The organism is Alcanivorax sp. (genome assembly GCF_019431375.1).
Taxonomy (GTDB): Bacteria; Pseudomonadota; Gammaproteobacteria; order Pseudomonadales; family Alcanivoracaceae; genus Alcanivorax; species Alcanivorax jadensis_A.
Genome location: NZ_CP080267.1, coordinates 2,557,610 through 2,582,342, shown reverse-complemented (window position 1 = coordinate 2,582,342; position 24,733 = coordinate 2,557,610). Strand labels below are relative to the sequence as shown.

General features: G+C 59.9%; 27 protein-coding genes. 16 read left to right on the top strand and 11 right to left on the bottom strand.

Annotation, left to right across the window (positions count from 1 at the left end):
- Positions 1 to 6: 6 nt before the first annotated feature.
- On the bottom strand, positions 7 to 675 hold the full coding sequence (locus KZ772_RS12100) for a GntR family transcriptional regulator (RefSeq protein WP_290536814.1): 669 nt from the start codon (positions 673 to 675) through the stop codon (positions 7 to 9).
- Positions 676 to 827: 152 nt separating this feature from the next.
- On the opposite strand from KZ772_RS12100, the gene KZ772_RS12095 reads away from it, so the two are divergent.
- Positions 828 to 1,976 (top strand): alkane 1-monooxygenase, encoded by a 1,149-nt coding sequence (locus KZ772_RS12095; RefSeq protein WP_290508989.1) that lies wholly within the window; start codon positions 828 to 830, stop codon positions 1,974 to 1,976.
- Between the two features lie 78 nt (positions 1,977 to 2,054).
- Here KZ772_RS12095 and KZ772_RS12090 read toward each other — a convergent pair whose 3' ends face one another.
- The 6 genes from KZ772_RS12090 to def form a co-directional block, all read right to left on the bottom strand.
- A complete protein-coding gene (locus tag KZ772_RS12090) occupies positions 2,055 to 2,567 on the bottom strand; it encodes a hypothetical protein (RefSeq protein WP_290536813.1) in 513 nt (170 codons plus the stop codon).
- A 96-nt stretch (positions 2,568 to 2,663) separates the two neighbouring features.
- Positions 2,664 to 4,115, bottom strand: a complete 1,452-nt coding sequence (locus KZ772_RS12085; RefSeq protein ID WP_290536812.1) for a TrkH family potassium uptake protein — start codon at positions 4,113 to 4,115, stop codon at positions 2,664 to 2,666.
- A 157-nt stretch (positions 4,116 to 4,272) separates the two neighbouring features.
- Entirely contained in the window at positions 4,273 to 5,649 is a 1,377-nt protein-coding gene (trkA, locus tag KZ772_RS12080) for a Trk system potassium transporter TrkA (protein WP_290536811.1), read from the bottom strand.
- Positions 5,650 to 5,652: 3 nt separating this feature from the next.
- Positions 5,653 to 6,954, bottom strand: coding sequence for a 16S rRNA (cytosine(967)-C(5))-methyltransferase RsmB (gene rsmB, locus KZ772_RS12075; protein WP_290536810.1), 1,302 nt, complete (start codon positions 6,952 to 6,954; stop codon positions 5,653 to 5,655).
- Entirely contained in the window at positions 6,947 to 7,915 is a 969-nt protein-coding gene (gene fmt / locus KZ772_RS12070; protein ID WP_290536809.1) for a methionyl-tRNA formyltransferase, read from the bottom strand. The genes rsmB and fmt overlap by 8 nt, the downstream gene beginning before the upstream one ends.
- A gap of 181 nt (positions 7,916 to 8,096) precedes the next feature.
- Positions 8,097 to 8,603 (bottom strand): peptide deformylase, encoded by a 507-nt coding sequence (gene def, locus KZ772_RS12065; protein WP_290536808.1) that lies wholly within the window; start codon positions 8,601 to 8,603, stop codon positions 8,097 to 8,099.
- 145 nt (positions 8,604 to 8,748) lie between these two features.
- On the opposite strand from def, the gene KZ772_RS12060 reads away from it, so the two are divergent.
- From KZ772_RS12060 to KZ772_RS12025, 8 genes are all read left to right on the top strand, one after another.
- Entirely contained in the window at positions 8,749 to 9,822 is a 1,074-nt protein-coding gene (locus tag KZ772_RS12060; protein ID WP_290536807.1) for a LysM domain-containing protein, read from the top strand.
- Between the two features lie 78 nt (positions 9,823 to 9,900).
- Entirely contained in the window at positions 9,901 to 10,962 is a 1,062-nt protein-coding gene (gene dprA / locus KZ772_RS12055) for a DNA-processing protein DprA (RefSeq protein WP_290536806.1), read from the top strand.
- 124 nt (positions 10,963 to 11,086) lie between these two features.
- Positions 11,087 to 11,305 carry a hypothetical protein gene (locus KZ772_RS12050; protein ID WP_290536805.1) on the top strand — a complete coding sequence of 73 codons (219 nt, stop codon included), beginning with the start codon at positions 11,087 to 11,089 and terminating at the stop codon, positions 11,303 to 11,305.
- A gap of 88 nt (positions 11,306 to 11,393) precedes the next feature.
- On the top strand, positions 11,394 to 11,942 hold the full coding sequence (locus KZ772_RS12045; protein WP_290536804.1) for an L-threonylcarbamoyladenylate synthase: 549 nt from the start codon (positions 11,394 to 11,396) through the stop codon (positions 11,940 to 11,942).
- Positions 11,943 to 11,980: 38 nt separating this feature from the next.
- Positions 11,981 to 12,889 (top strand): oxygen-dependent coproporphyrinogen oxidase, encoded by a 909-nt coding sequence (gene hemF, locus KZ772_RS12040; RefSeq protein WP_290536803.1) that lies wholly within the window; start codon positions 11,981 to 11,983, stop codon positions 12,887 to 12,889.
- Complete coding sequence (gene aroE, locus KZ772_RS12035; protein ID WP_290536802.1) at positions 12,886 to 13,698, top strand: shikimate dehydrogenase; 813 nt, start codon at positions 12,886 to 12,888, stop codon at positions 13,696 to 13,698. Before hemF ends, aroE begins: the two co-directional genes overlap by 4 nt.
- A 24-nt stretch (positions 13,699 to 13,722) precedes the next feature.
- Positions 13,723 to 14,151, top strand: coding sequence for an ion channel (locus KZ772_RS12030; protein ID WP_290536801.1), 429 nt, complete (start codon positions 13,723 to 13,725; stop codon positions 14,149 to 14,151).
- Between the two features lie 37 nt (positions 14,152 to 14,188).
- On the top strand, positions 14,189 to 15,172 hold the full coding sequence (locus KZ772_RS12025; RefSeq protein WP_290536800.1) for a lipid A deacylase LpxR family protein: 984 nt from the start codon (positions 14,189 to 14,191) through the stop codon (positions 15,170 to 15,172).
- A gap of 337 nt (positions 15,173 to 15,509) precedes the next feature.
- Here KZ772_RS12025 and KZ772_RS12020 read toward each other — a convergent pair whose 3' ends face one another.
- Positions 15,510 to 16,061, bottom strand: a complete 552-nt coding sequence (locus KZ772_RS12020; RefSeq protein ID WP_290539477.1) for a gamma carbonic anhydrase family protein — start codon at positions 16,059 to 16,061, stop codon at positions 15,510 to 15,512.
- A gap of 43 nt (positions 16,062 to 16,104) precedes the next feature.
- Between KZ772_RS12020 and KZ772_RS12015 the strand changes: the two genes are divergently transcribed.
- From KZ772_RS12015 to KZ772_RS12005, 3 genes are all read left to right on the top strand, one after another.
- Positions 16,105 to 16,284: a hypothetical protein gene (locus KZ772_RS12015; RefSeq protein ID WP_290536799.1), complete on the top strand. Its 180-nt coding sequence runs from the start codon at positions 16,105 to 16,107 to the stop codon at positions 16,282 to 16,284.
- Positions 16,262 to 18,295, top strand: coding sequence for an oligopeptidase A (gene prlC, locus KZ772_RS12010; RefSeq protein WP_290536798.1), 2,034 nt, complete (start codon positions 16,262 to 16,264; stop codon positions 18,293 to 18,295). Before KZ772_RS12015 ends, prlC begins: the two co-directional genes overlap by 23 nt.
- A gap of 109 nt (positions 18,296 to 18,404) precedes the next feature.
- On the top strand, positions 18,405 to 18,599 hold the full coding sequence (locus KZ772_RS12005) for a YheV family putative metal-binding protein (protein ID WP_290511469.1): 195 nt from the start codon (positions 18,405 to 18,407) through the stop codon (positions 18,597 to 18,599).
- Positions 18,600 to 18,743: 144 nt separating this feature from the next.
- On the opposite strand, the gene KZ772_RS12000 is transcribed toward KZ772_RS12005, so the two are convergent.
- A complete protein-coding gene (locus KZ772_RS12000) occupies positions 18,744 to 19,943 on the bottom strand; it encodes an NAD(P)/FAD-dependent oxidoreductase (RefSeq protein WP_290536797.1) in 1,200 nt (399 codons plus the stop codon).
- A gap of 125 nt (positions 19,944 to 20,068) precedes the next feature.
- Positions 20,069 to 20,845: a ferredoxin--NADP reductase gene (locus KZ772_RS11995; RefSeq protein ID WP_290536796.1), complete on the bottom strand. Its 777-nt coding sequence runs from the start codon at positions 20,843 to 20,845 to the stop codon at positions 20,069 to 20,071.
- Positions 20,846 to 20,972: 127 nt separating this feature from the next.
- Here KZ772_RS11995 and KZ772_RS11990 point away from each other — a divergent pair, with 127 nt between their 5' ends.
- Genes KZ772_RS11990 through cobS form a run of 3 tightly spaced genes read left to right on the top strand, consistent with a single transcriptional unit; the run spans position 20,973 to position 23,116 of the window.
- Positions 20,973 to 21,857, top strand: coding sequence for a LysR family transcriptional regulator (locus tag KZ772_RS11990; protein WP_290536795.1), 885 nt, complete (start codon positions 20,973 to 20,975; stop codon positions 21,855 to 21,857).
- Complete coding sequence (locus KZ772_RS11985) at positions 21,836 to 22,360, top strand: M23 family metallopeptidase (RefSeq protein WP_290511472.1); 525 nt, start codon at positions 21,836 to 21,838, stop codon at positions 22,358 to 22,360. Before KZ772_RS11990 ends, KZ772_RS11985 begins: the two co-directional genes overlap by 22 nt.
- Positions 22,361 to 22,381: 21 nt before the next feature.
- Positions 22,382 to 23,116 carry an adenosylcobinamide-GDP ribazoletransferase gene (cobS, locus tag KZ772_RS11980; RefSeq protein ID WP_290511473.1) on the top strand — a complete coding sequence of 245 codons (735 nt, stop codon included), beginning with the start codon at positions 22,382 to 22,384 and terminating at the stop codon, positions 23,114 to 23,116.
- Between the two features lie 107 nt (positions 23,117 to 23,223).
- On the opposite strand, the gene KZ772_RS11975 is transcribed toward cobS, so the two are convergent.
- Positions 23,224 to 24,033, bottom strand: a complete 810-nt coding sequence (locus tag KZ772_RS11975; RefSeq protein WP_290536794.1) for a DUF3298 and DUF4163 domain-containing protein — start codon at positions 24,031 to 24,033, stop codon at positions 23,224 to 23,226.
- Between the two features lie 118 nt (positions 24,034 to 24,151).
- Here KZ772_RS11975 and KZ772_RS11970 point away from each other — a divergent pair, with 118 nt between their 5' ends.
- The gene (locus tag KZ772_RS11970; RefSeq protein WP_290511475.1) at positions 24,152 to 24,598 is read left to right on the top strand and encodes a YtoQ family protein; all 447 of its coding nucleotides are present in this window, start codon (positions 24,152 to 24,154) and stop codon (positions 24,596 to 24,598) included.
- Positions 24,599 to 24,733 lie beyond the last annotated feature (135 nt).

Genomic DNA, 24,733 nt, shown 5'->3' with positions numbered 1-24,733 from the left:
TGCCTTCTACGCTGCGTTGCGGCGTTTGGCGATGGCGCGCAGGACGATCTGGCACTGGTTTTCGCCGTATTCGCGGATGTCGGCTTCGGCTTCGGCGGTTTTGCGTCCGACTACGTTGACCAGCAGGCGCTTGAACAGCTGCAGGGACACATCGAACTCCGACGTTTCTTCCTGCAGGGCAATAAAAGTGTAGCGCTTGAGCAGGGGGATCAGATCGATGATGTCATCGGCCAGATAGCGGTTGTTGGCGAAGCGTTCCGTGGCCAGCTCCACAAAGCGGAACGCCAACTGATGGGCGGCGGGCAGGTCGTTGCCCTGATAGTGCTGCTCCAGTTGCGGCAGCATTTCCACCATGTCTTCGATCTGGCCGGGCATCCAGTTGCTGGCGGCTTGGCCGGCCAGCCGCGACAGCAGCATGAACAGGAAGTCGTAAAGATCGTGAACCTGCTGGTCGGTGATGTCGCACACCCGCGCGCCCTTGCGCGGCTGCAGCTCGATCAGATGCTGCTTTTCCAGCACACGAAAGGCCTCTCGAAGTGAGTTGGTACTCACATCCAGTTGCTTGGCCAGTTCACTTTCCGGCAGGCGAGCCCCGGGGGCCAGGGTGCCGGTGATGATCTGCTCGGCCAGGTGCTGGGCAATCTGTTCGCTCAGGCTGACGGCTTTCAACGACATGACAACGGTCCTTTTCGGCTTCGGCGCGAATTATCCTCCGAGGCCGATACTATGTCACTAATTGAGTTGTTTGACAATTCAAGAAATCAGGGATAGTCTGACCGTCACATTGAAGACTGTTACTTTTGGCTTGAACTAGCGAGGTATGAGCCATGTTCGAGAATATGAATCCGGACACCATGCTAAAAATGAAAAAATACGGCTATCTGAGCTTCTGGGCCCTGATGGTGCCGCTCGTGCCGTTTTCTGCCTATGTAGGTGTGGAGAGTGGTACCCAGGATTTCTGGGCCTGGTTCCTCTACATCTTTATCTTCGGCATTATCCCTGTGCTGGATTACCTGGTCGGCAAGGACCCGAGCAACCCGAACGAGGAAGTTCAGGTGCCGACCATGAGCGAGGAAATCTTCTATCGGGTGTCCGCCATCGCCATGGGCTTTGTGTGGATCGCGGTACTTTTCTACGCCGGCCATGTCTTCATGACCAATGATTACGGTCTGCTCGGCAAGCTTGGCTGGATCGTGTCCATCGGTACCGTGGGTGGCATCATCGCCATCAACCTGGGCCACGAGCTGATCCACAAGGATCCCAAGGTGGAAAACTGGATGGGCGGGCTGTTGCTGGCTACCGTGACCTATGCCGGTTTCAAGGTAGAGCACGTACGTGGCCACCACGTGCATGTGTCCACCCCGGACGATGCCTCTTCCAGCCGTTATAACCAGAGCCTGTATGACTTCCTGCCCAAGGCGTTCGTGCGCAACTTCAAGAATGCCTGGGTACTGGAAAAGAAGTACCTGGAGCGCAAGGGCAAGAAGAACATCAGCGTTCATAACGAACTGATCTGGTGGTACAGCATTTCTGCCTTGTTCGCGGTGACCTTCGGGCTGCTGTGGGGCTGGCAGGGTGTGGTGTTCTTCCTGGGCCAGAGCTTCTTCGCCGCGCTGGCACTGGAAATCATCAACTACATCGAGCACTACGGTCTGCATCGTCGTGTGAACGAGAAAGGTCGCTTCGAGCGGGTGACGCCGGCCCACAGCTGGAACTCCAACTACCTGCTGACCAACCTGGCCCTGTTCCAGCTGCAGCGTCACAGTGATCACCACGCGTATGCCAAGCGTCGTTACCAGGTGCTGCGTCACTATGACGAGAGCCCGCAGCTGCCGGCCGGTTACGCCACCATGTTTGTGCTGGCGATGATTCCGCCGCTGTGGAAGAAAGTGATGAACCCGCGGGTAGAAGCCTACTATGAAGGCGAGCTGGACCAGCTGTTCCGCGAGTCCAAGCGGGTTAACAACATCGCGTAAGAGCAGTTAGCAGTTAATAGTTAACAGCTAGAACAAGAAAGCCCCGGCAATGCCGGGGCTTTTTTGGTTGGATGTCATTTAAAGGTTTCTTTGCACGAATTGTTCTATGTTCAGACTCTGACCTCCGGCCTGGTAGTGGCCGTCTAGGGAATAAGCCATTATTTCCAGTGGAGCCCCGTTGTATTGGAATTGCTGAATTTCCTGGATGTAGCGGGTGATGAAGCCGGGAACACCAAGCTCTCTCCACTGGGCTACATGTACTAGTTCGTGAAAATGAAGGCGTAAAGATTGCGCGGACCCTCTCCTCACATAATAGGTGTTGTTGTAGGTAATTCCGTCCACGTCCATATCAATAAAGTCCCCCAAGCCAGCTGCGCGCAATTCTGGAAAGTCCGGTTTGGGAATGTTGTCGGTGACAACGAAGAAAGCAGTGTCGAGAAAAGCTAAAGAATAGAAGCCTTCAAACTCACGCTGAAAGGCAGAGCATGACTGACGAACTGACTCGTGGGAGGCGTTAACCTGATGAATCCATTCTTCGATTTTCCCGAGCACATGCTCTCCATTTATTGATGCCTTGCATGCATGGTCCATGCGGTTTCCTTCTTGTTGGCGCGGGCACGGCCTATCCGTTGGCAGGGCATCCCCCGCGCAACTATTAACTATTCACTGTTAACTCTTAACTGCTTTTTACTGTCGCCAGAACATGGGCGTAAACAGCACCAGCAAGGTAAAGACTTCCAGCCGCCCAGCCACCATCAGCACGGTCATCATCCATTTGGCGCTGTCGGTGATGTTGGCGAAGCCACCGCCAACCTGGCCGATCCCTACGCCCAGGTTATTGAGGCTGGCGGCCACAGCACTGACGGCCGTGGTCAGGTCCATGCCGGTCATAGTGAACAGCAGGGTGAAGATAACCGATAGGGTGATATAAACCCCCACGAACCCCCAGACTGCCTGTAATACCCGATCCGGAACCGAGTGGCGGCCAAAGCGCAGGGCAAACATACCGTTGGGGTAAATCAGTCGCCGCAGCTCGCGCACGCTGTGGTGGAACACCAGCGCGGCTCGCACTGCCTTCATGCCGCCACCGGTGGAACCGGCGCAGCCGCCGATGAAACTGGTGAAGATCAGCAGGTAGGGAATAAAGCCCGGCCAGGCGGCGGCGTTGGTGCTGGTGAGTCCGGTGCCAGTACTGAACGACGCCACCTGGAAAGCGGAGTGGCGCAGCGCATCATCGGCGGTCACATCCACCTCGAAGGCCAGCAGGCCCACGGTAATCAGTCCGGTGTAGAGCAGAAAAAGGCTCATGAAAAAACGAAATTCCGGATCCTGAATATAGGCTATCAATGAGCGGCCCCGCCAGACGGCAAAGTGTAGGGCAAAGTTGACACCACCGATAAGAATGAAAAGGGTGGCGGTCCAGTCTATCCAGGGGTTGTCCCAATAGGCCATGGAGGCGTCGTGGGTGGAGAAACCGCCGGTGGCTACGGTGCTGAAGCTGTGACAGATGGCATCGAAAATGGTCATCCCCGCGGCCCAGTAAAGCACGGCACAGGCGACGGTGATAAACAGATAGAGCAGCCACAGGGCCTTGGCGGTTTCGGCGATGCGTGGAGTGAGTTTGGCATCTTTCATGGGGCCGGGAATTTCCGCCTTGTAGAGCTGCATGCCACCGATGCCGAGCATGGGCAGAATCGCTACCGCCAGTACCACCACGCCCATGCCACCCAGCCATTGCAGCTGCTGGCGGTAGAAGAGAATGGATTTGGGCAGAAAATCAATGCCGGAGAGGATGGTGGCGCCGGTGGTGGTCAACCCGGAAACGGATTCGAACACCGCATCGGTAAAGCCCACCGGCACGTCGTTGCTGATATACAGCGGCAAGGCCCCGATAACGCCCAGCACGGACCAGAACAGGGTCACCACCAGGAAGCCGTCGCGGGTCTGCAGTTCTTCCTTGTGCTTGAAGAAGGGAAGCCAGAGCGCAAGGCCTAGCAGCAGGGTGATCACGAATGACACCAGGAAGGGGCCTTCGCTGCCTTCCTGGTACCAGTAGGATACGGCCACCGGCGGCATCATGGTGAAGCTGAACACCACCAGTAGCAGGCCGAGAATTTTCGAGATCAGTGCAAAATGCATGATTAAAGGGCCGGGTCGGAGGTCGGACGTCTGAAGTCGGACGCTAAAACATCTATGCGCGGGCAGGGTTTAAAGGCGTCCGTCGTCCGACGTCTGACGTCCGACCCCTTTAACGAAACTGCCATGAATCCCGCTGCTCCAGCCGTCATAGAATGCCCTAAAAAAAGGTAAACCCGACCTGGAACAGTTTTTCCACGTCCCGGGTGCGGCGTTTGTCGATCAGGAACAGGATCACGTGGTCGTCCGGTTCGATGACCACATCATCGTGGGCAATCAGCACCTTTTCGCCGCGCACAATTGCGCCGATGGTGGTGCCTTCCGGCAGGTCGATGTCCTCGATGGCGCGGCCCACCACTTTCGAGGATTTGCTGTCCCCGTGGGCGATCGCCTCGATGGCTTCCGCCGCCCCCCGACGCAGGGAGTAGACGTTGACCACATCGCCACGCCGCACATGGCTGAGCAGGCTGCCGATGGTGGATTGCTGGGGCGAGATGGCGATGTCGATATCGTGGCCCTGCACCAGATCCACATAGGCCGGGTTGGAAATCAGTGTCATCACCTTACGCGCGCCCAGCCGTTTGGCCAGCAGGGAGGCCATGATGTTGGCCTCGTCGTCGTTGGTGAGAGCGCAGAACACGTCGGTGTTTTCGATGTTGGCCTTGAGCAGTTCGTCCCGGTCCGTGGCCAGACCCTGCAGTACCACCGTCTGGTGCAGTTTCTCGCCCAGCCATTCCGCGCGGCCGGGGCTGCGCTCGAGGACCTTCACGTTATAACGGTGCTGGATGCTCTTGGCGAGCCGATAGCCGATGTTGCCGCCGCCGGCAATGAGGACGCGCTTGTAGTTATGTTCCAGACGGCGCAGCTCGCTCATCACCGCACGGATATCGTTCTTGGCGGCGATGAAGAAAACCTCGTCGTCCGCTTCGATCACCGTGTTGCCTTCCGGAATGATGGGGCGGCCCCGGCGGAAGATGGCGGCAACCCGGGTGTCCACATTGGGCATGTGCTTGCGCAGTTCGCGCAGCTCGTTGCCCACCAGCGGCCCGCCGTAATAGGCGCGCACGGCGACCAGCTGCACCCGGCCACCGGCAAAATTCACCACCTGCAGGGCGCCGGGGTGCTCAATAAGCCGCTTGATATAGTCGGTGACCACCTGCTCCGGGCTGATGATCACATCGATGGGCAGGGCGTTTTCGTTGAACAGCTTGTCCGCCCGGCTGGTGTAGTGGGCGGTACGGATACGGGCGATTTTCGAGGGAGTGCGGAACAGGGAGTAGGCCACCTGACAGGCGATCATGTTCACCTCGTCAGAGTTGGTGACCGCGATCAGCATGTCAGCGTCTTCGGCGCCGGCATCCTTGAGCACCGCCGGGTAACAGCCCATGCCGCGCACGGTGCCGATATCCAGGCGGTCGCCCAGTTCGCGCAGCCGTTCCGCATCGGTATCGATGACGGTGATGTCGTTGCGCTCGTTGGCCAGGTTCTCGGCCAGGGTGCCGCCCACCTGGCCGGCACCGAGAATAATGATCTTCATGGACTACGCTAGCGCCCCCGATTCCTTGCGCAAACACGCCAGATAGAAACCGTCTGGCCCATGATGTTGCGGGAACAGCTGCCATCCCGCGCTCACCATTGTGGCCCCTTCCGGCCGTGGCGTCACATCCCGGGCCTGTGGCTGGCGTTGCAGGAAGGCGCTGACCTGATGGTCGTTCTCGTCCCGCAATACCGAACAGGTGGCATACACCAGCATGCCGCCGGGTTTGAGCAGCGGCCATAGTGCATCCAGCATGCGCGCTTGTAAATCAACCAGTGCGGGAATGTCGGACGCCTTGCGGTGCCATTTTACATCCGGCTGACGGCGCAGGATGCCGGTGGCGGAGCAGGGCGCGTCCAGCAGGATGGCATCGAAGGGGGTGCCGTCCCACCACTCTTCGGGGTTGCTGGCATCGCCCTGCAGCAGGGTGATGTCGGCCCCGAGGCGGGCCAGGTTTTCCTGGATGCGCGCCAGCCGCTTGCCTTCCAGCTCCAGGGCGACCACGTCGGCATCGGGGAATTTCTCGCAGAGCTGGCCGGTCTTGCCGCCGGGGGCGGCACAAGCATCCAGGATGCGGCCGGTGGGCGGGCACTGCAGCACTTCAGCGGGTAACTGGGCGGCTTCGTCCTGCACCGACAGGGCACCCTGTTCAAAGCCGGGCAGCTGGAATACCGGCCGCGCCGGGCTCAGGTAGATGCTCCAGGGGGACAGTTCGCCGGGACGGGCGCCGTCACCCAGGGCGGCAATGGCGCCGGCCCGTTGCTGTTGGCGACGATTGACCCGCAGGGTGAAGGGCGGTGTTTGCAGGTTGGCCTGGGCCATTGTCTCTGCGTCGGTGGGCCAGTCCTGTTGCCAGCGCTTGAACAGCCAGTCCGGCAGGCTGAGGCGGATATTGGGGCTGGCGTCGGCAACGGCCTGGTCCAGTGTGAGCTGGCTGGCCTTGCGCAGAATGGCGTTGCTGAGCCCGGCGGCCCAGGGGGCTTTCAGTTTGCGGCACAGTTGCGGGTAGGCGTTGACGATGGCGTGGGCCGGGCGTTCGCTGAACCACAGTTCGTAGAGCCCGGCGAGTAACGCCAGTCGCACCGGCTGGGCGCTGGCCTTGAGGGGCTTGCCCAGCTGCTGGTTGAGCCAGTGGTTGAGGGGGCGCAGGTGGCGGCAGACGCCGAAGCAGATATCGCGCATCAGGCCGCCGTCGGCGCCCTGCAGGGGAAAGTCGCGCAGCACTTCGCGCAGGCTTTCCCCGTCGCCTTTGCCGGGCAGCACCCTGTTGAGGACGCGTACCGCGGTCAGGCGAGGGTCAGACATTGTCAATGGAGTCACCCAGCGGTTCGCCTACCTGGAACAAGGCAGGGTTGCCACGAAGCAGGTCGGCCACGGCCATGCGACGCTTGCCGGGCAATTGCAGTTCTTCAAGAATCAGGATGCCATCGCCGGTGGCCACATGGATGCCGCTGTCGTCCACGTCGAGAATATGGCCGGGCTCATCGCTATCCTGGCCGGGCTTCAGGCTTTCGCGGGCTTTCCAGATACGCATGGGCTGGCCGTTCAGCGGTACCCAGCTCACCGGAAAGGGATTGAAGGCGCGAATGCGGTTGTAGAGGGCGCGGGTGGGCAGGCGGAAGTCCAGCCGCGCTTCCGCCTTGCTCAGTTTGTGAGCGTAGGTGACGCCGTCGTCCGGTTGCGGCGTGGCGTTGGCAAGATACTGCTCCAGATCGTTCAGTACCGTTACCAGCAAGCGGGCGCCCTGGGCGGCCAGTCGGTCGTGCAGCTCGCCACCGGTTTCGCTATCGCCAATGGGCAGGCTTTCGCTGAGCAACATGGGGCCGGTGTCCAGGCCCGCTTCCATCTGCATGATGGTGTTCCCGGTTTCGGTATCGCCCATGGTGATGGCGCGCTGGATGGGGGCCGCACCGCGCCAACGGGGCAACAGGGAGCCGTGCACGTTGAGGCAGCCCAGGCGGGGAATATCCAGCACTGCCTGGGGAATGATCAGGCCATAGGCCACCACCACCAGGACATCCAGGTTCAGGTCGCGCAGCTGTTGGCGGATCTCGTCGCCCTTCAGGTTTTCCGGTTGCAGTACCGGAATGCCGCGGCTTTCGGCCAGTACCTTCACCGGGCTCTGCTGCACTTTCTTGCCGCGCCCGGCGGCCCGGTCCGGCTGGGTAAGTACGGCAACCACGTCATGGTCGCTGTCCAGAACCGCTTGCAGGCTGGCGGCGGCGAAATCCGGGGTGCCGGCGAAGGCAAGGCGTAAGGGTTTCAAGGTTAACCTCTGATGATTGATAGTGGCGAGCTACGAGCTTCTAGTCGCGACGCGGTAATGGTGTGTGCCATCCCGTTACCGGTCAGCCCGCGCTTCATGGTTGGGCGCGAGCACCGTCTCAAGAAGAAATGAAAGAGTGCGATCGCGCCTTGTAGCTGGAAGCTCGAGGCTAGTCGCTGTTTCAAGCCTGTTGGCGGTGAATCTTTTCCAGCTTCTTCTTGATGCGGTCGCGCTTGAGCCGGGACACGTAGTCCACAAACAGCTTGCCGTCCAGGTGGTCGATCTCGTGCTGGATGCAGGTGGCTAGCAGTTCGTCGGCCTCTTCCTCGAATTCGTTGCCGTCCCGGTCCAGGGCCTTGATGCGAACCCGGGCCGGACGCTGCACCTTCTCGTAGAAGCCGGGTACCGACAGGCAGCCCTCTTCGTAAGGGGCCACATCGTCGGTGAGTGGGGTGATCTCCGGGTTGATGAATACCCGGGGCTGGGACTGGTCCTCGGACAGGTCCATCACGATCAGCCGCTGATGCACGTTCACCTGGGTGGCCGCCAGGCCGATTCCGGGGGCGGCGTACATGGTTTCGAACATGTCGTCGATCAGTTTGCGAAGCTCGTCATCCACCTTTTCCACCGGCTTTGCTACCGTGCGTAGTCGGGGGTCAGGGAATTCCAGTATTTCCAGTTTGGCCATGTACCTTCTCGGAAGTTGCGATAGCACTCGAATTTCGGTTGCTAAATATATGATCGCATTGCTAATATCCAAAAGAAACCGTGTCCGTAAAAACCGGTCCACGGCAGCTCTTGGGGATGAGTCCAATAATGATAAAAGGAATCCGATGATGATGAAATCGGTCCAGCGCGCCCTGGCCTTCGGGCTGTTAGTGTCTTTATCCGGTCTGGCGGCTGCCCAGGTCATGCTCAAAGAGGGGCATCCCGGCAAGTATTTCGTCAAGAACGGCGACACCCTCTGGGATATCAGCGCCCGTTTTCTGGAAGAACCCTGGCAATGGCCGGAGATCTGGCAGATCAATGAAGAGATCAGCAATCCCCATCTGATTTATCCCGGTGATGAGATTCGCCTGACCTATGTGAATGGCGAGCCGCGCCTGTCGGTAAAGCGTGGCGTAGAAGAAAAAGTGCTTCCCAACGGGACCGTCAAGCTCACGCCGAAAGTGCGTGAGATAGCCAACGACGAGGCGATCCCCGCGATTCCGGCTGGCGCCATTTCCGCCTATCTGAAGGAAGGTCTGGTGGTCAGCCGCCAGGAGATTGCCGAGGCTCCCTACGTCGTTGGGGGCCGTGATCGCCGGGTGATCTTCGGCGAAGGTGACACCGTTTATGCCCGGGACCCCCTGACCCAGTGGGAAGATCTGGATCAGAGCTACGGTATCTACCGCACCGGTGAGCAATACGTTGACCCGGATACTAATGAAATACTGGGCTATGAAGCCCGCCAGATTGGTCTGGGCCGTGTGGCTGGCCATGAAGAAGACATGGTGACCCTGCGGGTGACCAAGTCCAATGAAGATCTGCGTATTGATGATCGGCTGTTCTCCACCGAAGATCGCCGGGTACGCTCCGTGCTTTACCCATCAGCGCCGGATACCAAGATCGAAGCCAAGGTGATCCGTTTCTTTGACCGCATCAACAGTGTGGCCCGTAACGATGTTGTGGTGATCAACAAGGGCGAGCGTGATGGTCTGGAAGTCGGTAACGTACTGGATGTGTTCGGCCAGGGTGAGGTGGTTCGTGATCGCCAGCGTGGTGACAAGGTACAGTTGCCCCGGGAAAGAACCGGCTCCATGGTGATTTTCCGTGTCTTCGACAAGGTCAGCTATGGCTTGATCATGGAGTCCCTGCGGCCTATTTATATGCATGATGTCGCCGAAAGTCCGGCGGGTAGCTACTGATTGAGTAAATTGCGGTAGCGCTCACCGCCGGGGCTGCGACTCCCTACAACCCGTCAAACGCACACAAGGAGGTGGGCGATGGACGGACAATACAAACGCCTGCTATTGCAGGCGTTGTTTTCCCCGTCATCTGCGGCCCTGGGCCGCGCCCTGAAACAGCAATCCATCGACCGCACTGCGCTGGCCGATTTTCTGCCCCTGTTGCCGGCTGGCCTGAAAGAGCGTCGCAAGCTGCTGGACAATACCGGGTCGCTGACAGTCCATTACGAGCACCTGCGCGAGCAGGGATGGCGCTGGCTGGCGCTCGGTGATGCGGGCTACCCCTCCCTGCTGGCCCAGATCGCGGATGCCCCCGGGGTGTTGGCGGTGCGTGGCAGCCTGGAAGCGCTCAATGCGCCCGGTCTGGCCATCGTCGGCGCGCGCAACGCCTCGGCGGACGGACTGGATAACAGCCGCCGCTTTGCCCGGGATCTGGCCGGCAGTGGGTTTGTTATCGTCAGTGGTCTGGCCCTGGGGGTGGATGCGGCCGCGCACCGGGGCGCGATCAGTGCTGGGCGTACCGTCGCTGTCCTGGGCAGCGGACCGGATCGTATCTACCCGCCTCGCAATGCGGTTCTGGCCGGGCAGATCGTGGAGGCCGGCGGCGCCCTGGTCACGGAATTCGCCCCTGGCGCGCCGCCGTTACCTGCCCAGTTTCCCCAGCGTAACCGGGTGATCAGCGGCTTGAGCCTGGGCACCATCGTGGTGGAGGCGGCCATCAAGAGCGGGTCGCTGATCACCGCGCGCACAGCCTTGGCGCAAGGGCGTGAGGTGTTCGCCATTCCAGGCAGTATCCACAACCCCCTGAGCAAAGGCTGTCACCAGCTGTTGCGTGACGGCGCCAGCTGGCTGGAATCCCGCGAGGACATTTTCCATGCTTTCGGTGACTTCCGGCGCAGTGTGGAAGCCGCTGGCGTCAATGAGCCGGACCTGCCCGGGTTGCTCAGGCATCTGACCAGTGGTCTCAATTCCCTGGACGCGCTACAGGAACGCACCGGCCTGCCGATCACTGAGCTGGCCGGGCAGCTCTCCGAGCTGGAACTGGAAGGCTGGGTGGAGCGGGTGGCCGGGGGCTACCTGAGGCGCAGCGGCGCGGCCTAGTCGCGATCACTGTTCAGGAACCGCCCGAGAGGGTGTCTCCTGAAGAGTGTTTCCCGGATTTGACCTTTTCTCGCCAGGGGCGGAATGTTGAAGACACCAGGGCGTCTGTTGTGCGAGGTGTGCCATGTTCGAGATCTATGTGCCCCTGCTGCGAGGACAAGGAGAATGGCGGGTGGTGGAAGCGGTCCATGTGAGCGGCAGTCGCTACCGGATTATCGGCACCATGCCGGAAGGGGAGGAATGGGCGTTCGTACCGGGTGAAGAAGTGGAGTGTGAAACCACCGAAGTGAAAAAAGGAAAAAAAGCGCTCACGGCAAAACGTCTTACACCGGTGCCACTGTAGATTGTCCACGGCGTAATTCCCGGCTCTCTCTTGAGCCGGCTAGCCATGCAGGGTATTTTCCCGTCTTTCCTTCCTGGGCGAGTTCTTCATGTACCAGCATCTGCACAGTGCGGCACAAATCATTCAGGCCGGAGGTGTGGTGGCCTATCCTACCGAGTCGGTCTACGGCCTGGGCTGCGACCCCTTCAATGAAGAGGCGGTATTGCGTCTGCTGGCCATCAAGGAACGGCCGGTGAGCAAGGGCCTGATTCTGATCGGCGCTGACCTGGCGCAACTGGAACCCTATATCCACCTCACCGACAGCCAGCGTGAGCAACTGGCTGGGCAATGGCCGGCACCGCTGACCTATCTGGTAGACGCCGACGATAGTGTCCCTGCCTGGGTGCGTGGCGCCTTTACCAAGGTGGCGGTGCGGGTGCCGGATCATCCCCTAGCCCGGGACCTGTGCCGGGCGGTGGGCCAGCCGATCATTTCTACCAGTGCCAATATCAGTGGCCGCCCGGCGGCTCGCAATCAGTTCCAGGTGGCCCGCCAGCTTGGCGAGCGGCTGGACTTTATTGTCAGCGGTGCCTGTGACCGGGCCGCCAAACCCTCTACCATTATTGATCTGGACAGTGGCCGCATCTTGCGCGCCTGAAACGGGCTGCACGCCAAGCATTCAAACCGGGAGACGGCATGTCAGAGGTATCACTGCAGGCGGTGAAGGACTACCTGCTGGGTCTTCAGGACCGCATTTGCGAGGAACTGGCCGAGGAAGATGGCGGCGCCACCTTCCGTGAAGACAGTTGGGATCGGGAGCAGGGCGGCGGAGGCCGCAGCCGGGTGTTGGAAAACGGGGCGGTGATTGAAAAAGGCGGGGTGAATTTCTCCCATGTGTTCGGCAGCCAGTTGCCGCCGTCTGCCACCGCCGCCCGCCCGGAATTGGCAGGTCGCAGTTTTCAGGCCATGGGCGTGTCGCTGGTGATCCACCCGAAAAACCCCTATGTGCCCACCAGTCATGCCAACGTCCGTTTCTTTGTTGCCGAAAAAGAGGGTGAAGAGCCGGTGTGGTGGTTCGGTGGCGGTTTTGACCTGACCCCCTTCTATGGTTTTGAAGAGGACGTGGTGCACTGGCACCAGACCGCCAGGGATGCCTGCGACCCTTTCGGTGACGATATCTATCCGGAATTCAAAAGCTGGTGCGATGACTACTTTTATATCAAGCATCGCGACGAACCTCGTGGTGTGGGCGGGCTGTTTTTTGACGACCTGAATCGGTTTGATTTCGATACCAGTTTTGCGCTGATGCGCAGTGTGGGTGACGCCTATATTCAGGCCTATCGGCCCATCGTGGCGCGACGAAAAGACCATGATTATGGTGACCGGGAGCGCCAGTTCCAGCTCTATCGCCGTGGCCGTTATGTGGAATTCAACCTGGTCTATGATCGCGGCACCATCTTCGGGTTGCAGTCCGGCGGGCGCACCGAATCCATCCTCATGTCCCTGCCGCCAATGGTGCGCTGGGATTATGACTGGCATCCAAAGCCTGGCAGTGCGGAAATTGAGCTCTACCAGAAATTTCTGATTCACCGGGAGTGGTTATGACGGCCCTGTATTGTGTGTTCGGCAATCCGGTGGCCCATTCCCGGTCGCCGGATATCCATCATGCCTTTGCCGCCCAGCGTGACGAGGATCTGCGTTATGAAAAACGCGAAGCGCCACTGGAAGATTTTGCCGGTGCGGTAAACACCTTCCATGAAGAAGGTGGCCTGGGGGCTAATGTGACCGTGCCCTTCAAGGAGCAGGCATTCGATCTCTGCGATGCGGTGACCGAGCGTGCCGGTCTGGCGGCAGCAGTGAACACCCTGTGGTGGGATGGCGATCAGCTCCATGGTGACAACACCGATGGCGCTGGTCTGGTGAAAGATATCCGCGACAATCTTGGCTGGGCTATTCAGGGCAAGCGGGTGCTGGTGCTGGGTGCCGGCGGTGCGGTGCGCGGTGTCATGGGCCCGTTGCTGGCGGAAGAGCCGACGCTGGTACGAATTGCCAACCGTACGGAAGACAAGGCCGCTATCCTGGCCCGCGGTTTTATGGATGGCACGAACCCGCCGGTGCTGGGTAGCGGACTGGATAACCTGAGCGGGCAGTTCGATCTGGTCATCAATGCCATCTCTGCCGGACTTCATGGCGAGATGCCGGCTCTGCCAGAGGGCCTGCTGGCGGAAGGCGCCGTGGCCTACGACATGGTGTACGGCAGCGAGCCCACCTCCTTCATGGTCTGGGCGCAACAACAGGGTGCGGTGGCCACCGCCGATGGGTTGGGCATGCTGGTAGAGCAGGCCGCAGAAGCCTTTGAAATCTGGCGTGGCTGGCGTCCTGACAGCGCGCCGGTCATTGCCGGGCTGCGCTAGCACGCCATGACGGAAAGTGCGGTAATGAGTGAAGTGCTGTTTGCCTCCATGGTCAGTCTGGGCATGGTGTTGACCACAGTGACACTGCACTACTGGACGCTGGCGGGATTGTCTGCACTACTCAAACGCTGGTCAGGTTTCCGCGGCGAGATCCTGCTGGTGGTAATGGTCATGTTTGTCGCCCATATGCTGGAGGTGACGCTTTATGCGTGGGCCTACCTGATTCTGGACCGTGGCGATACCGCCATGAACCTGGCCGGTACGGTAGATGGCAGTTTCCTGGATCACCTGTATTTTTCCACCGCCTGCTATACCTCACTGGGCCTTGGTGACCTGTATCCTCTTGGGACGTTGCGACTGATTGCCGGCGTTGAGGCCCTGAACGGACTGATACTGATCACCTGGTCTGCATCGTTTGCCTTTCTGGTCATGCAGCGGCGGTGGCGTTTCTGAAGAATATAGCGGGGCAGTTCTGCTTCCCGGGAGAAGTATGGTTATTTCCCTGCGCGTTCTGTTGATTTTTTCTTGCCTGCTGCCGCTGACAGTCCGGGCATCCACCTTCGGGTTTTCCTGGGATAACGATCTGTTTGTCGGTTCCGATGGCCAGTACACCAATGGTGTGCGAATCAGTTGGGTGGGTGATGCGCACGAGCGCTGCGATCGAAATGGCACTTTCACCTGTGGCCTGGCCGCCGCCCTGGACCCGCTGCCCGGTATCAGTCTGGAGGATGAAAAGCATGCCCTGACCCTGAGCCTGGAACAGATCATGATCACCCCGTCGGACATCAGTCGTGAGATGCCGGATTTCAATGATCTGCCCTACGTGGGGTACAGCAATCTGGAGCTGGGACTGTTCAGCTGGAATGGAAATAATCTGTTTGGCTACGGGGTGCGTGTTGGCGTTGTGGGGCCGGATTCCGGTGCTGAGCAGTCGCAGAAAGTGGTGCATAAAGTGACGGGTTCCACGGAGCCGCAAGGCTGGGATAATCAGCTTGGTTCCGATCTGATTGGTGGGGCGTACTTTCTCCATGCCCACCGTCTAGTGCGCTACAGTGGTCGCTCGCTGGAAAGTGAAGTGGGTTATGCCTGGGGGGTGGATGCCAATAACTTCAATGGCACCGCCAAGGTCGGTGGCTTTTGGCGTATTGGCGAGAATCTACCTCGCAACTTTATCCCTGATTATGCGGGTATTGGTACGGCTGGTTCCCTGGTGGGCTTGTTCGATGGTGAGGGGTTTGGCTGGGAAATCTTTGTTGCCAGCTTTGGCGAATACATCGGCTATTCCTATCTGGAAGAACACAGTGGTCCCTATGACGTGGAATCTCGCAACGGCATTCTCGGGCTGGTACTGGGCGGCGGCATCAGCCTGGACGATTTTTCCTTCACCCTGACCTTGCAGGGGTCATCGTCACCGATCCGCAAAAGCGACGATATTCTGAGTTTCGGGAATATGTCGTTTATGTGGAGGATTTAGCGACAAGCTACGCTCGCTGGATAGGGAAAGACTGGAAAGTTCCCCCGGACCCCGGCATTTCTACGAAGCCGCTGTAGGAACGGAGCGTAGCGGAGTAACGCACGTAGTGCAGTGCGGCCCGAAGGGTGAGCGTAGCGAATACTATCGCTTGAGCCGCGAACCTTGCGTAGCAAGCAAGGAAATCGCCCGCAGGGCGATCAGGAATGTCAGGGTTCGACAGGTTTCAGAAAAGAATGGCAGTTAGATTGATCTTTGTCGCCTCGCTGCGCTCGGTTCGCACCTCAAGCGGTGCTCCTACAATAAATTCAAGGTCCGAATCGCGCCGCCAGCGACGCTCCTACAGCACGGTGCTGTCGCTTGACGCCCCCAGATACCGATCCTTCAGCCGCACATAATTCCCGGCCACGTAGGGAAGGAATTCTTTTTCTTCCCCGGTGAGCGCACGGACCTGACGGGCCGGTTGGCCGCGGTAGAGGTAACCGCTTTCCAGCCGTTTTCCGGGGCCCACCAGGGAACCGGCGGCGATGATGACATCGTCTTCCACCACGGCGCCATCCATGATGATCGCCTGCATGCCCACCATCACCCGGTTACCCAGGGTGCAGCCGTGCAACATGGCCTGGTGGGCGAGGGTCACATCGTCGCCGATCTGCAGGGCGAAGCCGCCCGGGTTGAAACGGGAATCGTGGGTGATGTGCAGTACCGCGTTATCCTGAATGCTGACCCGGGCACCGATGCGGATGGCATGCATGTCGCCGCGGATCACCGCCCGCGGCCAGACGGAACAGTCGTCCCCGAGGGTTACGTCACCGATCACGGTGGCATCCGGGTCGACAAATACCCGTTCGCCCAACTGCGGGGCCTTGTCTTCAAAGCGGCGAATCCCCATCACTGATAAACTCGATAGCTGAATGTCATCGTCAGGGAGGCTCATGAACAAGCCACCCACCCGTATACTGATTGCCATACTGATCTTGCTTGGCGTTTTCCTGCTGAGCAAGTGGCTGATTTTCCAGACGCTGCTGCAGCCGGACGAGAGCACTCGCCAGCGCCTGCCAGCGGCGCCAACCGAAGCAGGACAAGACACCGATGAGCAACAACCCGCTGATTGACTACCCGGAACTGCCCCCGTTCTCCAAAATCCAGCCGGAGCACGTGCTGCCCGCCGTGGAGCAACTGGTGGCCGATGGCCGTGCCCGCATCCAGCAAGTGCTGGCAGACGGCAAGTTCGATTACGCCCATCTGGTGCAGGCCCTGGATGAGGAAGACGATCGTCTGAGCAAGGCTTTCGGACCTGCCGGGCATCTCAATGCGGTGGCCCAGAATGAAGCCCTGCGCAATGCCTACAACAGCTGCCTACCCCTGCTCAGCGAATTTGGCACCGAAGTGGGTCAGAATGCGGAATTGTGCGCTGCCTACCAGGCCCTGCGCGACAGTGACGAGTGGGACTCCCTGAACGAAGCCCAGCAGAAAGACATTGAAAACACCCTGCGTGACTTCCGTCTTTCCGGCGTGGATCTACCGGAAGACAAGAAAGCCCAGTACATGGCCAACTCCAAGCGGCTGTCGGAACTGACCAGCAAATTTTCCGATAATACCCTGGATGCCACTCAAGCCTGGACCAGACACATTACCGACGAATCAGAACTGGATGGCCTGCCGGAAAGCGCCAGGGCCGGCGCCGCAGACCGGGCCAAAGCGGATAGCAAGGACGGCTGGGTACTGACCCTGGATGCACCGGTGTTTATTGCGGTCATGAGCCACTGCAAAAATGCCGAACTGCGCAAGGAAATGTATGTGGCCTGGACCACCCGGGCTTCCGATGAAGGTCCCCAGGCCGGCCAGTTCGACAATGCCGCCATCATGGATGAAATCCTCAAGCTTCGTCACGAGCAGGCGCAGCTACTGGGCTTTGCCAACTATGGCGAAGAATCCCTGGCCACCAAGATGGCCCGCGACGTGAACGAGGTCATCCAGTTTCTGGAAGATCTGGCCAAACGGGCCAAGCCCCAGGCAGAGCAGGAACTGGCGGAACTGAAAGCCTTTGCGGCCGGGCAGGGTGCCGACGACCTGGACCCTTGGGATATCGGTTTCTGGAGCGAGCGTTTGCGCGAAGAACGCTACAGTATTTCCGAGGAAGAGCTGCGTCCCTGGTTCCCGGCGGATACCGTGATTAACGGCATGTTTGCCGTGGTCGGCAAACTGTTCGGGATTCAATTCCGTCAGCGTGATGATGTGGATCTGTGGCACGAAGATGCACGTTTCTACGAACTGGTGGATGACGATGGCAGCGTGCGCGCGGCCTTCTATCTGGATATGTATGCGCGCACCGGCAAGCGGGGTGGCGCCTGGATGGATGACGCCCGCATTCGTCGTCGTCGTCCGGATGGTAGCCTGCAAACCCCGGTGGCCTACCTGACCTGCAACTTTGCTCCGCCCGCCGGTGGCAAACCGGGACTGTTGACTCACGATGAAGTGGTCACCCTGTTCCACGAGTTCGGCCATGGCCTGCACCACATGCTTACCGAGCAGGATGTGTCCGGTATTTCCGGCATCAACGGGGTGGCCTGGGATGCGGTGGAGCTTCCCAGCCAGTTTCTGGAAAACTGGTGCTGGACTGAAGAAGGCATCGCCCTGATTTCCGGCCACTATGAAACCGGTGAACCCCTGCCCAAGGAAAAGCTGGACAAAATGCTGGCCGCAAAGAATTTCCAGGGCGCCATGCAGATGGTGCGGCAGCTGGAGTTCTCCCTGTTCGACATGCGTATTCACGCGGAATACCAGGAAGGGCTGGATATCTATCAGGTCCTGAAAGAGGTGCGTGAGCAGGTGGCAGTAATTCAGCCGCCCGCGTTCAACCGCTTTCCCAACAGCTTCGGGCACATTTTTGCCGGCGGCTATGCGGCGGGTTATTACAGCTACAAATGGGCAGAAGTGCTCTCCGCGGATGCCTATTCCCGCTTCGAGGAAGAAGGCGAGTTCAACGAAGACACCGGCCGTGCCTTCCGCAGTGAAATTCTCGCCAAGGGTGGCAGCCGCGAACCCATGGAGCTGTTCAAGGCCTTCCGCGGCCGCGAGCCCAGTGTGGAACCGCTACTGCGTCATTGCGGCATCAGCGGTTAGAATATTTCACCGTAGGAGCGTTGCTCGAGCCGCGAATGTGCTTGCGAAAGCTTTCCCAAGTAATGTTCGCGGCTCGAGCGCCGCTCCTACGGAGGGATAGGGAGCAATCATGAAACGCCAATTCATTGCCGGGGCTACCTGTCCGGAATGCGGACAGATGGACAAGATCCAGCGCGTCATCGACGGTGACAAGCAGTGGATGGAATGCGTTGCTTGCGGCGCCACCAAGGATCTGGATGCCAAGCCACCGGAAACCACAGATGCCCTGGCCAGGCCGGTCACTTTGCAGCCGGCAAAGAAATAAGTGTTTCCTTTTGGCGCGTCGCTCGCGGCGCGAACAAAGCCGTTTCGAGTTACGAGACGCGAGTTGCGAGAGTCACTAGAGCCGTTGTCGCTCGCAACTCGTCACTGCCCATCGCGTACAGGCGCAGAAAAAGCAAAGCTGCGTTCAACTCAGTAAACCACTTTTCAGCCCCGCCACCGTCTTCGCCATCTGCATGCGCAGCCATGGCACCCTCTCCATGATCGGAAAGAACAGATCCCGCCCGCTGGATACCGTGCGGCTGTGGGACTGGAAGGCCGGGGTCAGCCAGCGGCTCATGCGCTGGTAGAAGCGGATCTGCGGTTCCCGCTGGCGATGGTAGTAGTCCCAGACCTGGGGCCAGGTGTCCGACGCTGCCACGGCCAGGCCGATGGCCCGGGCATCCAGCAGGGCCATGTTGGCGCCCTGGCCCAGTTGCGGACTCATGGCATGGGCCGCATCGCCAATAATGCCCAACCGGTTTTCACCCCAGTGATGCATGATCACATCCCGGTAGGTGGCGGGCAGCAGTTGATTCGGGTGAGTCAGTGGTGCCAGCAGGGTTTCCAGCTGTGGCCATAGCTGTAGGGCCTGATTACGCCAGCCGGGAAAATCAAAATCCGCCCGCTGCCAGTGGCGCATCTGCGCCACTGGCAGGCTCCAAAAGAAACTGGCCAGGGGCTGAGCCGGCTGGTCCGGGCGGCAGCCGGTGGGCAGAATGCCAACCATCTGGCTCGCTCGGTGATAGCGCTGTTGCAGCAGCGGCGCCGCAAACGAGTCCACCATGGGTTGGATGGCCCACATGGCGCCCCAGGGGTAGAGCCTGTCGTAACGGGTCCAGGCCGCGGGGCGCAGGCGGCTGTGGCTGCCGTTGGCGATCATTACCGCGTCGAAGGACAGCCGGCAGGGCTCGCCCGCTTTTTCGGCGATCACCGTGGCCTGGTTGTCGGCGGTATCCACCGCACTGACCGTACAACTCATTAACCGTGTGTGGGGTAGTGTCTGCAGGTGTTGGTCCAGCACATGGCAGAGGCTGGCACGGTGGATGCCGAGACCATGGCTGTGGTCGTCCAGGCTGCGGTAAGCGGTGTTCATGATGCGCCGGCCATCGCGGGTGTGGCCGACCAGGGCATCAACGCGGGCGCCGTACTCGAGCATCGGTTGATGCAGGCCCATTTCCTTGAGCACCGCGAGCCCGGTGGGCTGCAACAGCAAGCCGGCACCCACCGGCGCCAGCGTCTCGGCCCGTTCAATCAGGGTGACGTGGTGCCCCTGCTCGGCAAGCAGGGCAGCAGTGGTCAGGCCGGCGGTGCCGGCGCCGATAATAGCAATGGATTGTGGTTGCACCGATGAGTATCCCTTCCCCGAACAAGCTGGCCCATGCTAGCAGGCCAGGTCGTCAGGGTCGGGGCAGGGGTCAAAAAAACGGGCCGCAAAGGCGGCCCGTAGCGTGCTGACTTAAGGGTGTCTTGTTACTTCTCCACAAAGGCCCGCTCGATCACATACTCCCCCAGCTCGCCGCCACGGGTTTCCCTGAAGCCCCACCCATCGAGAATGGCCTGGGTATCCTTGAGCATGGCCGGGCTGCCGCACAGCATGAAGCGATCGTTTTCCAGGCTTGGTGTGGGTAGCCCCAGATCCTCGAACAGTTTGCCGCTGGTCATCAGGTCGGTGAGTCGACCCTGGTTGCGGAAGGGTTCGCGGGTCACCGTCGGGTAGTAGAGCAGTTTGCCTTTGACAAATTCACCGAAGAATTCGTTGTTGGGCAGCTCGCTCTGAATGGTGTCCTGATAGGCCAGCTCGGACACGTGGCGCACCCCGTGGGTGAGGATCACACGGTCGTACTGGTCGTAGACTTCCGGGTCCTTGATGATGCTCATGAACGGCGCCAGACCCGTGCCGGTGGAGAGCAGCCACAGGTTCTTGCCGGGCAGCAGGTGGTCGGCCACCAGGGTGCCGGTGGGCTTGCGGCTCACATAGATCTTGTCGCCCGGCTGGATGTTCTGCAGCTGGGAGGTGAGTGGGCCATCCGGCACCTTGATGCTGAAGAACTCCAGTTCTTCTTCATAGTTGGCGCTGGCAATGGAGTAGGCGCGCAACAGCGGGCGGCCGTTGTCCTGTTCCAGGCCGATCATGGTGAAGTGGCCATTCTTGAAACGGAAACCCGGGTCGCGGCTGGTGGTGAAGCTGAACAGGGTGTCGTTCCAGTGGCGCACGCTGGTGACGGTTTCAGTATTCAAATTAGACATAATTAATTCAGCGCTTATTCCAAAACTCCAGATGATGGAAATTTAATCGAAACGGGTTTATCGGTAAAATGGGTAATTCCGATGTATTATATCGGTATTAACGATATGCTGGCCGGAGGGAGCACCCATGAAATTTACCCTGCGCCAGCTTCAGGTCTTCCTGGCCACGGCGCACCACGAGAACATCAGCAAGGCGGCGGAGAGTCTGAGCATGAGCCAGTCCGCCGCTTCCGGGGCGCTCAAGGAGCTGGAAGCCCTGTACGACCTGAAGTTCTTCGAGCGCGCCGGCAAGCGGCTCAAGCTCAATGAGCTGGGGCGCCAGTTCTGGCCCCGGGCGGAGGCGCTGCTGGCCCAGGCCCGGGAGCTGGAAGCCGACCTGCTCAGTCATCGGGATCTGGGGCGCCTGAATGTGGGGGCCACGCTGACCATCGGCAACTATCTGGCGGTGGGTATCATGGCCGATTACATGGCGGAACAGCCCGGCGCCCGGGTGCATCTGGAGGTGGCTAACACCCGGACCATCGTGGAGCGTGTGCTGGCCTTCGAGCTGGATCTGGGTCTGATCGAGGGCGAACTGAATCACCCGGATCTGGAGCTGCTGCCCTGGCGAGAGGACGAGCTGGTGGTGTTCTGCAGTCCGGACCATCCTCTTGCCGGTAAGGAAGCACTTACCGACGAAGACTTGCGGGCGGCCCACTGGATTGTTCGCGAATCCGGATCCGGCACCCGGCAGACCTTCGAACGCGGCCTGCATGGGCTGGTGCCGGAGCTGGATCTGGCCCTGGAACTGGAGCATACCGAGGCCATCAAGCGGGCGGTGGAAGCCGGACTGGGCATCAGCTGCCTGTCCCGAGTGTGTCTGCGCGAGGCCTTCAAGCGCGGTTCGCTGGTGGAATTGCCGGTGCCCCACCGTGATTTCAGCCGTGATTTCTACTTTGTGCTGCATCGCCAGAAGTACCGCAGCCCGGGCATTGAGAGGTGGCTGGAACTATGTCGCGCGTCCGCAGGATAACCCGTTACAGCCTGATCGGGCTGGCACTGCTGCTGACGCTCGGGCTGTTGCTGCCGGAGGGGCGGCAGGTTCCCGTACAGGGCGCCGATACCAGTGACTGGCATCCACAGACGTTCTGGTATCACCCCTGGGGCAAGTCCGGGGTGCACAAGGGCGTGGATATTTTTGCGGCCACCGGCACACCGGTGCTGGCCAGCAGCGGCGGCCTGGTGTTATTTCGCGGCGAACTGGCCCGGGGTGGCAGGGTCGTTCTGGTGCTGGGTCCCCGCTGGCGGCTTCACTATTATGCGCATCTGGCAGACATAGCCGAGACCGGGCCCTGGTTATGGGCGGGGGAGCCGGTAGGCTCTGTGGGCAGCAGTGGCAATGCGGCGGGCAAGCCGCCCCATCTGCATTATTCCCTGGTCAGTCTGTTGCCGCTGGCGTGGAAGGCTGATGGGGCGCCCCAGGGCTGGAAAAAGATGTTCTACCTCAATCCACTGAGGCATTTCGATGTGCGCTAACCCGTTTAACAGGGAGTTGTCGTGAAACAGGAATGGCAGTCGTTCTGGCTGGCCGTGGGCTTTCTGACCCGGATTCCCATGCCGGTGAAGATCGATTATTCCCAGAGCCTGATGAATCGTTCCAGCCTCTACTTTCCGCTGGTGGGTTTGCTGCTGGGAGGGCTCTATGGGGCGCTCTTTGCTGGCCTGGCCGTGTTCTGGAGCCTGCCGGTATGTATCGGTCTGGTGCTGGCCTTCCATCTCTGGATTACCGGGGCCTTCCACGAGGATGGCCTGGCGGACAGCATGGATGCTCTGGGCGGCGGCTACACGGTGGCGCGGCGGCTGGAGATCATGAAGGACAGCCGTATCGGCACCTATGGCGCGGTGGCGCTGATAGTGGCGCTGGGTCTGAAGGCGTTGTTGCTGATGGATGCCGACCCGGTCTGGCTGGCCCTGCTGATGACGCCGGCCATCAGCCGCCTGACGCCCTTGCTGCTGATGCGTTTCCTGCCCTATGTGACCGATCCGGATACCAGTAAAAGCAAACCGGTGGCGGAAGCCTTCAGTGGGCAACGGCTGCTGTTGGCTGCGCTGTTCACCGTTGTAGTGGCGTTGCTGTTTTCCGTGTGGCTGCCTGCCTTATTGGCGGTGGTGCTGGTGGCGTTGCTGTGGGGCGCCAGCCTGAAGCGGCAGCTCGGTGGCTATACCGGGGATGCGCTGGGGGCCAGCGTGGTGTTTACCGAATTGGTGTTTTTGTTGGCCCTGACTCTCTAGGGAACAGTTGGCCGCAGCCGCTAGCCACCATACCAACCCCGCGTCCAGCCGGAATATTCGATGGAAGGATGGATGACGCCTGCGGCTCATCCACCCCCGGGCTTCCATCAGGGGTTCAGGTATTTATCGCGCACAATGCCGTCGAGTTTTTCATAGGGAATCGTTAGCTCAGGCTGCCCCATGGCGTAGGGAGCAATGTGGTAAACATTGTAGTGCAGCACCAGGCCGTCCTTGCCGAAGTAGACATTGTCGGTGCGATCGAAGGGCCAGCTGTCGCGAAAGGTCTGGTCAAGTTTTTCCTTGTCCAGCCATTGCTGGTGCTGGTGGCGGGCCAGTTCCCAGAACGCCTGTTGCTGGCCCGGTTCCAGCAAATCATCCAGGGTCAGCTTCTGCTGGCGGACCAGATCCCAGTGAAAGTAGTGCACGCCGGGCTGGCCATGGGCGCCACCGGTGTATTCGTAACTATCCATGCGCAGGGTGAGCAGGTCGCCCCGGCGGGTCTGGCGCTTGATGGAAGCATTCAGCTCCCAGCCTTGTTTGGAGGCCATGGCCATGTCTGACGCATCGGCGAGGAAGGCATCCACCAGGCTTTCGATAGTGCCGTCATGGGGGGTGCTGCCCTGGTTCTGAACCAGCATGCCGGCCAGTTGGGTGGTGATCGCCTCATTCAGGGTCGGCTGGTTTTCAAAGGTGACCCAGGCCAGGTCCACTTTCGGGCAGCCGTCGCCCTGGCATTGTTCATCCGTTTTTTCCAGGGTATGAAGAACGCGCACCAGCTCGCCGGTATACCCCTTGGCCTCCCCGGTTTGGGAGGCAGTGGTGCCCTGTTGTGCGCCAGACGGGTCGGTATCCTGATTGTTGTTATCACAACCTGCCAGCAGAGCTACTGCGAGCAGGAACACAAATGTCATGCGCATGGGATCGCCTTTTAGGAAAACTCGGGATGCGGGCATTTAACGGCAGGCGCCTTGCCTTTTGCAACCACGGACCTATGCTGGCCGGGTTTACTGACACTGCATTGATGGGAGAAACGCAATGAGCTTCTGGACGGTTTACCTTTCCGGGGAGATTCACACCGATTGGCGCGAGCGGATCATTCAGGGTTGTGCCGAGAAAGAGCTGGATATCGAATTTACCGGCCCGGTGACCGATCACGAAGCCAGCGACAAGGTGGGGGTAAACATTCTCGGTGCGGAAGAAAAACGCTTCTGGGAAGACCGCCTGGGAGCGGGTATCAACGGTATCCGCACTCGCAAGCTGATCGACGAGGCGGATCTGGTGATTGTCCGGTTCGGGCCCAAATACAAGCAGTGGAATGCGGCCTTCGATGCGGGCTACACCGCTGCTCTGGGCACGCCCATGATTATCCTCCACGATGAGGAGCACGACCATCCTCTCAAGGAAGTGGATGCGGCCGCCGATGCTGTGGCACGCACCCCCGAACAGGTGGTGGAGATGCTGGTTTATATCCTCAACGCCTGACAGGCAATGGGGCCAGGGCTCGCCAATAATGGCCGGCCCTGGCCTGTTTTACCGCTTTTTTCATCTCTTCAGGAGCATTCTCCGCATTCTGCTTGTCCTACCGGGTGAAAGGTACTAACAGGCAATTCAAGGAGT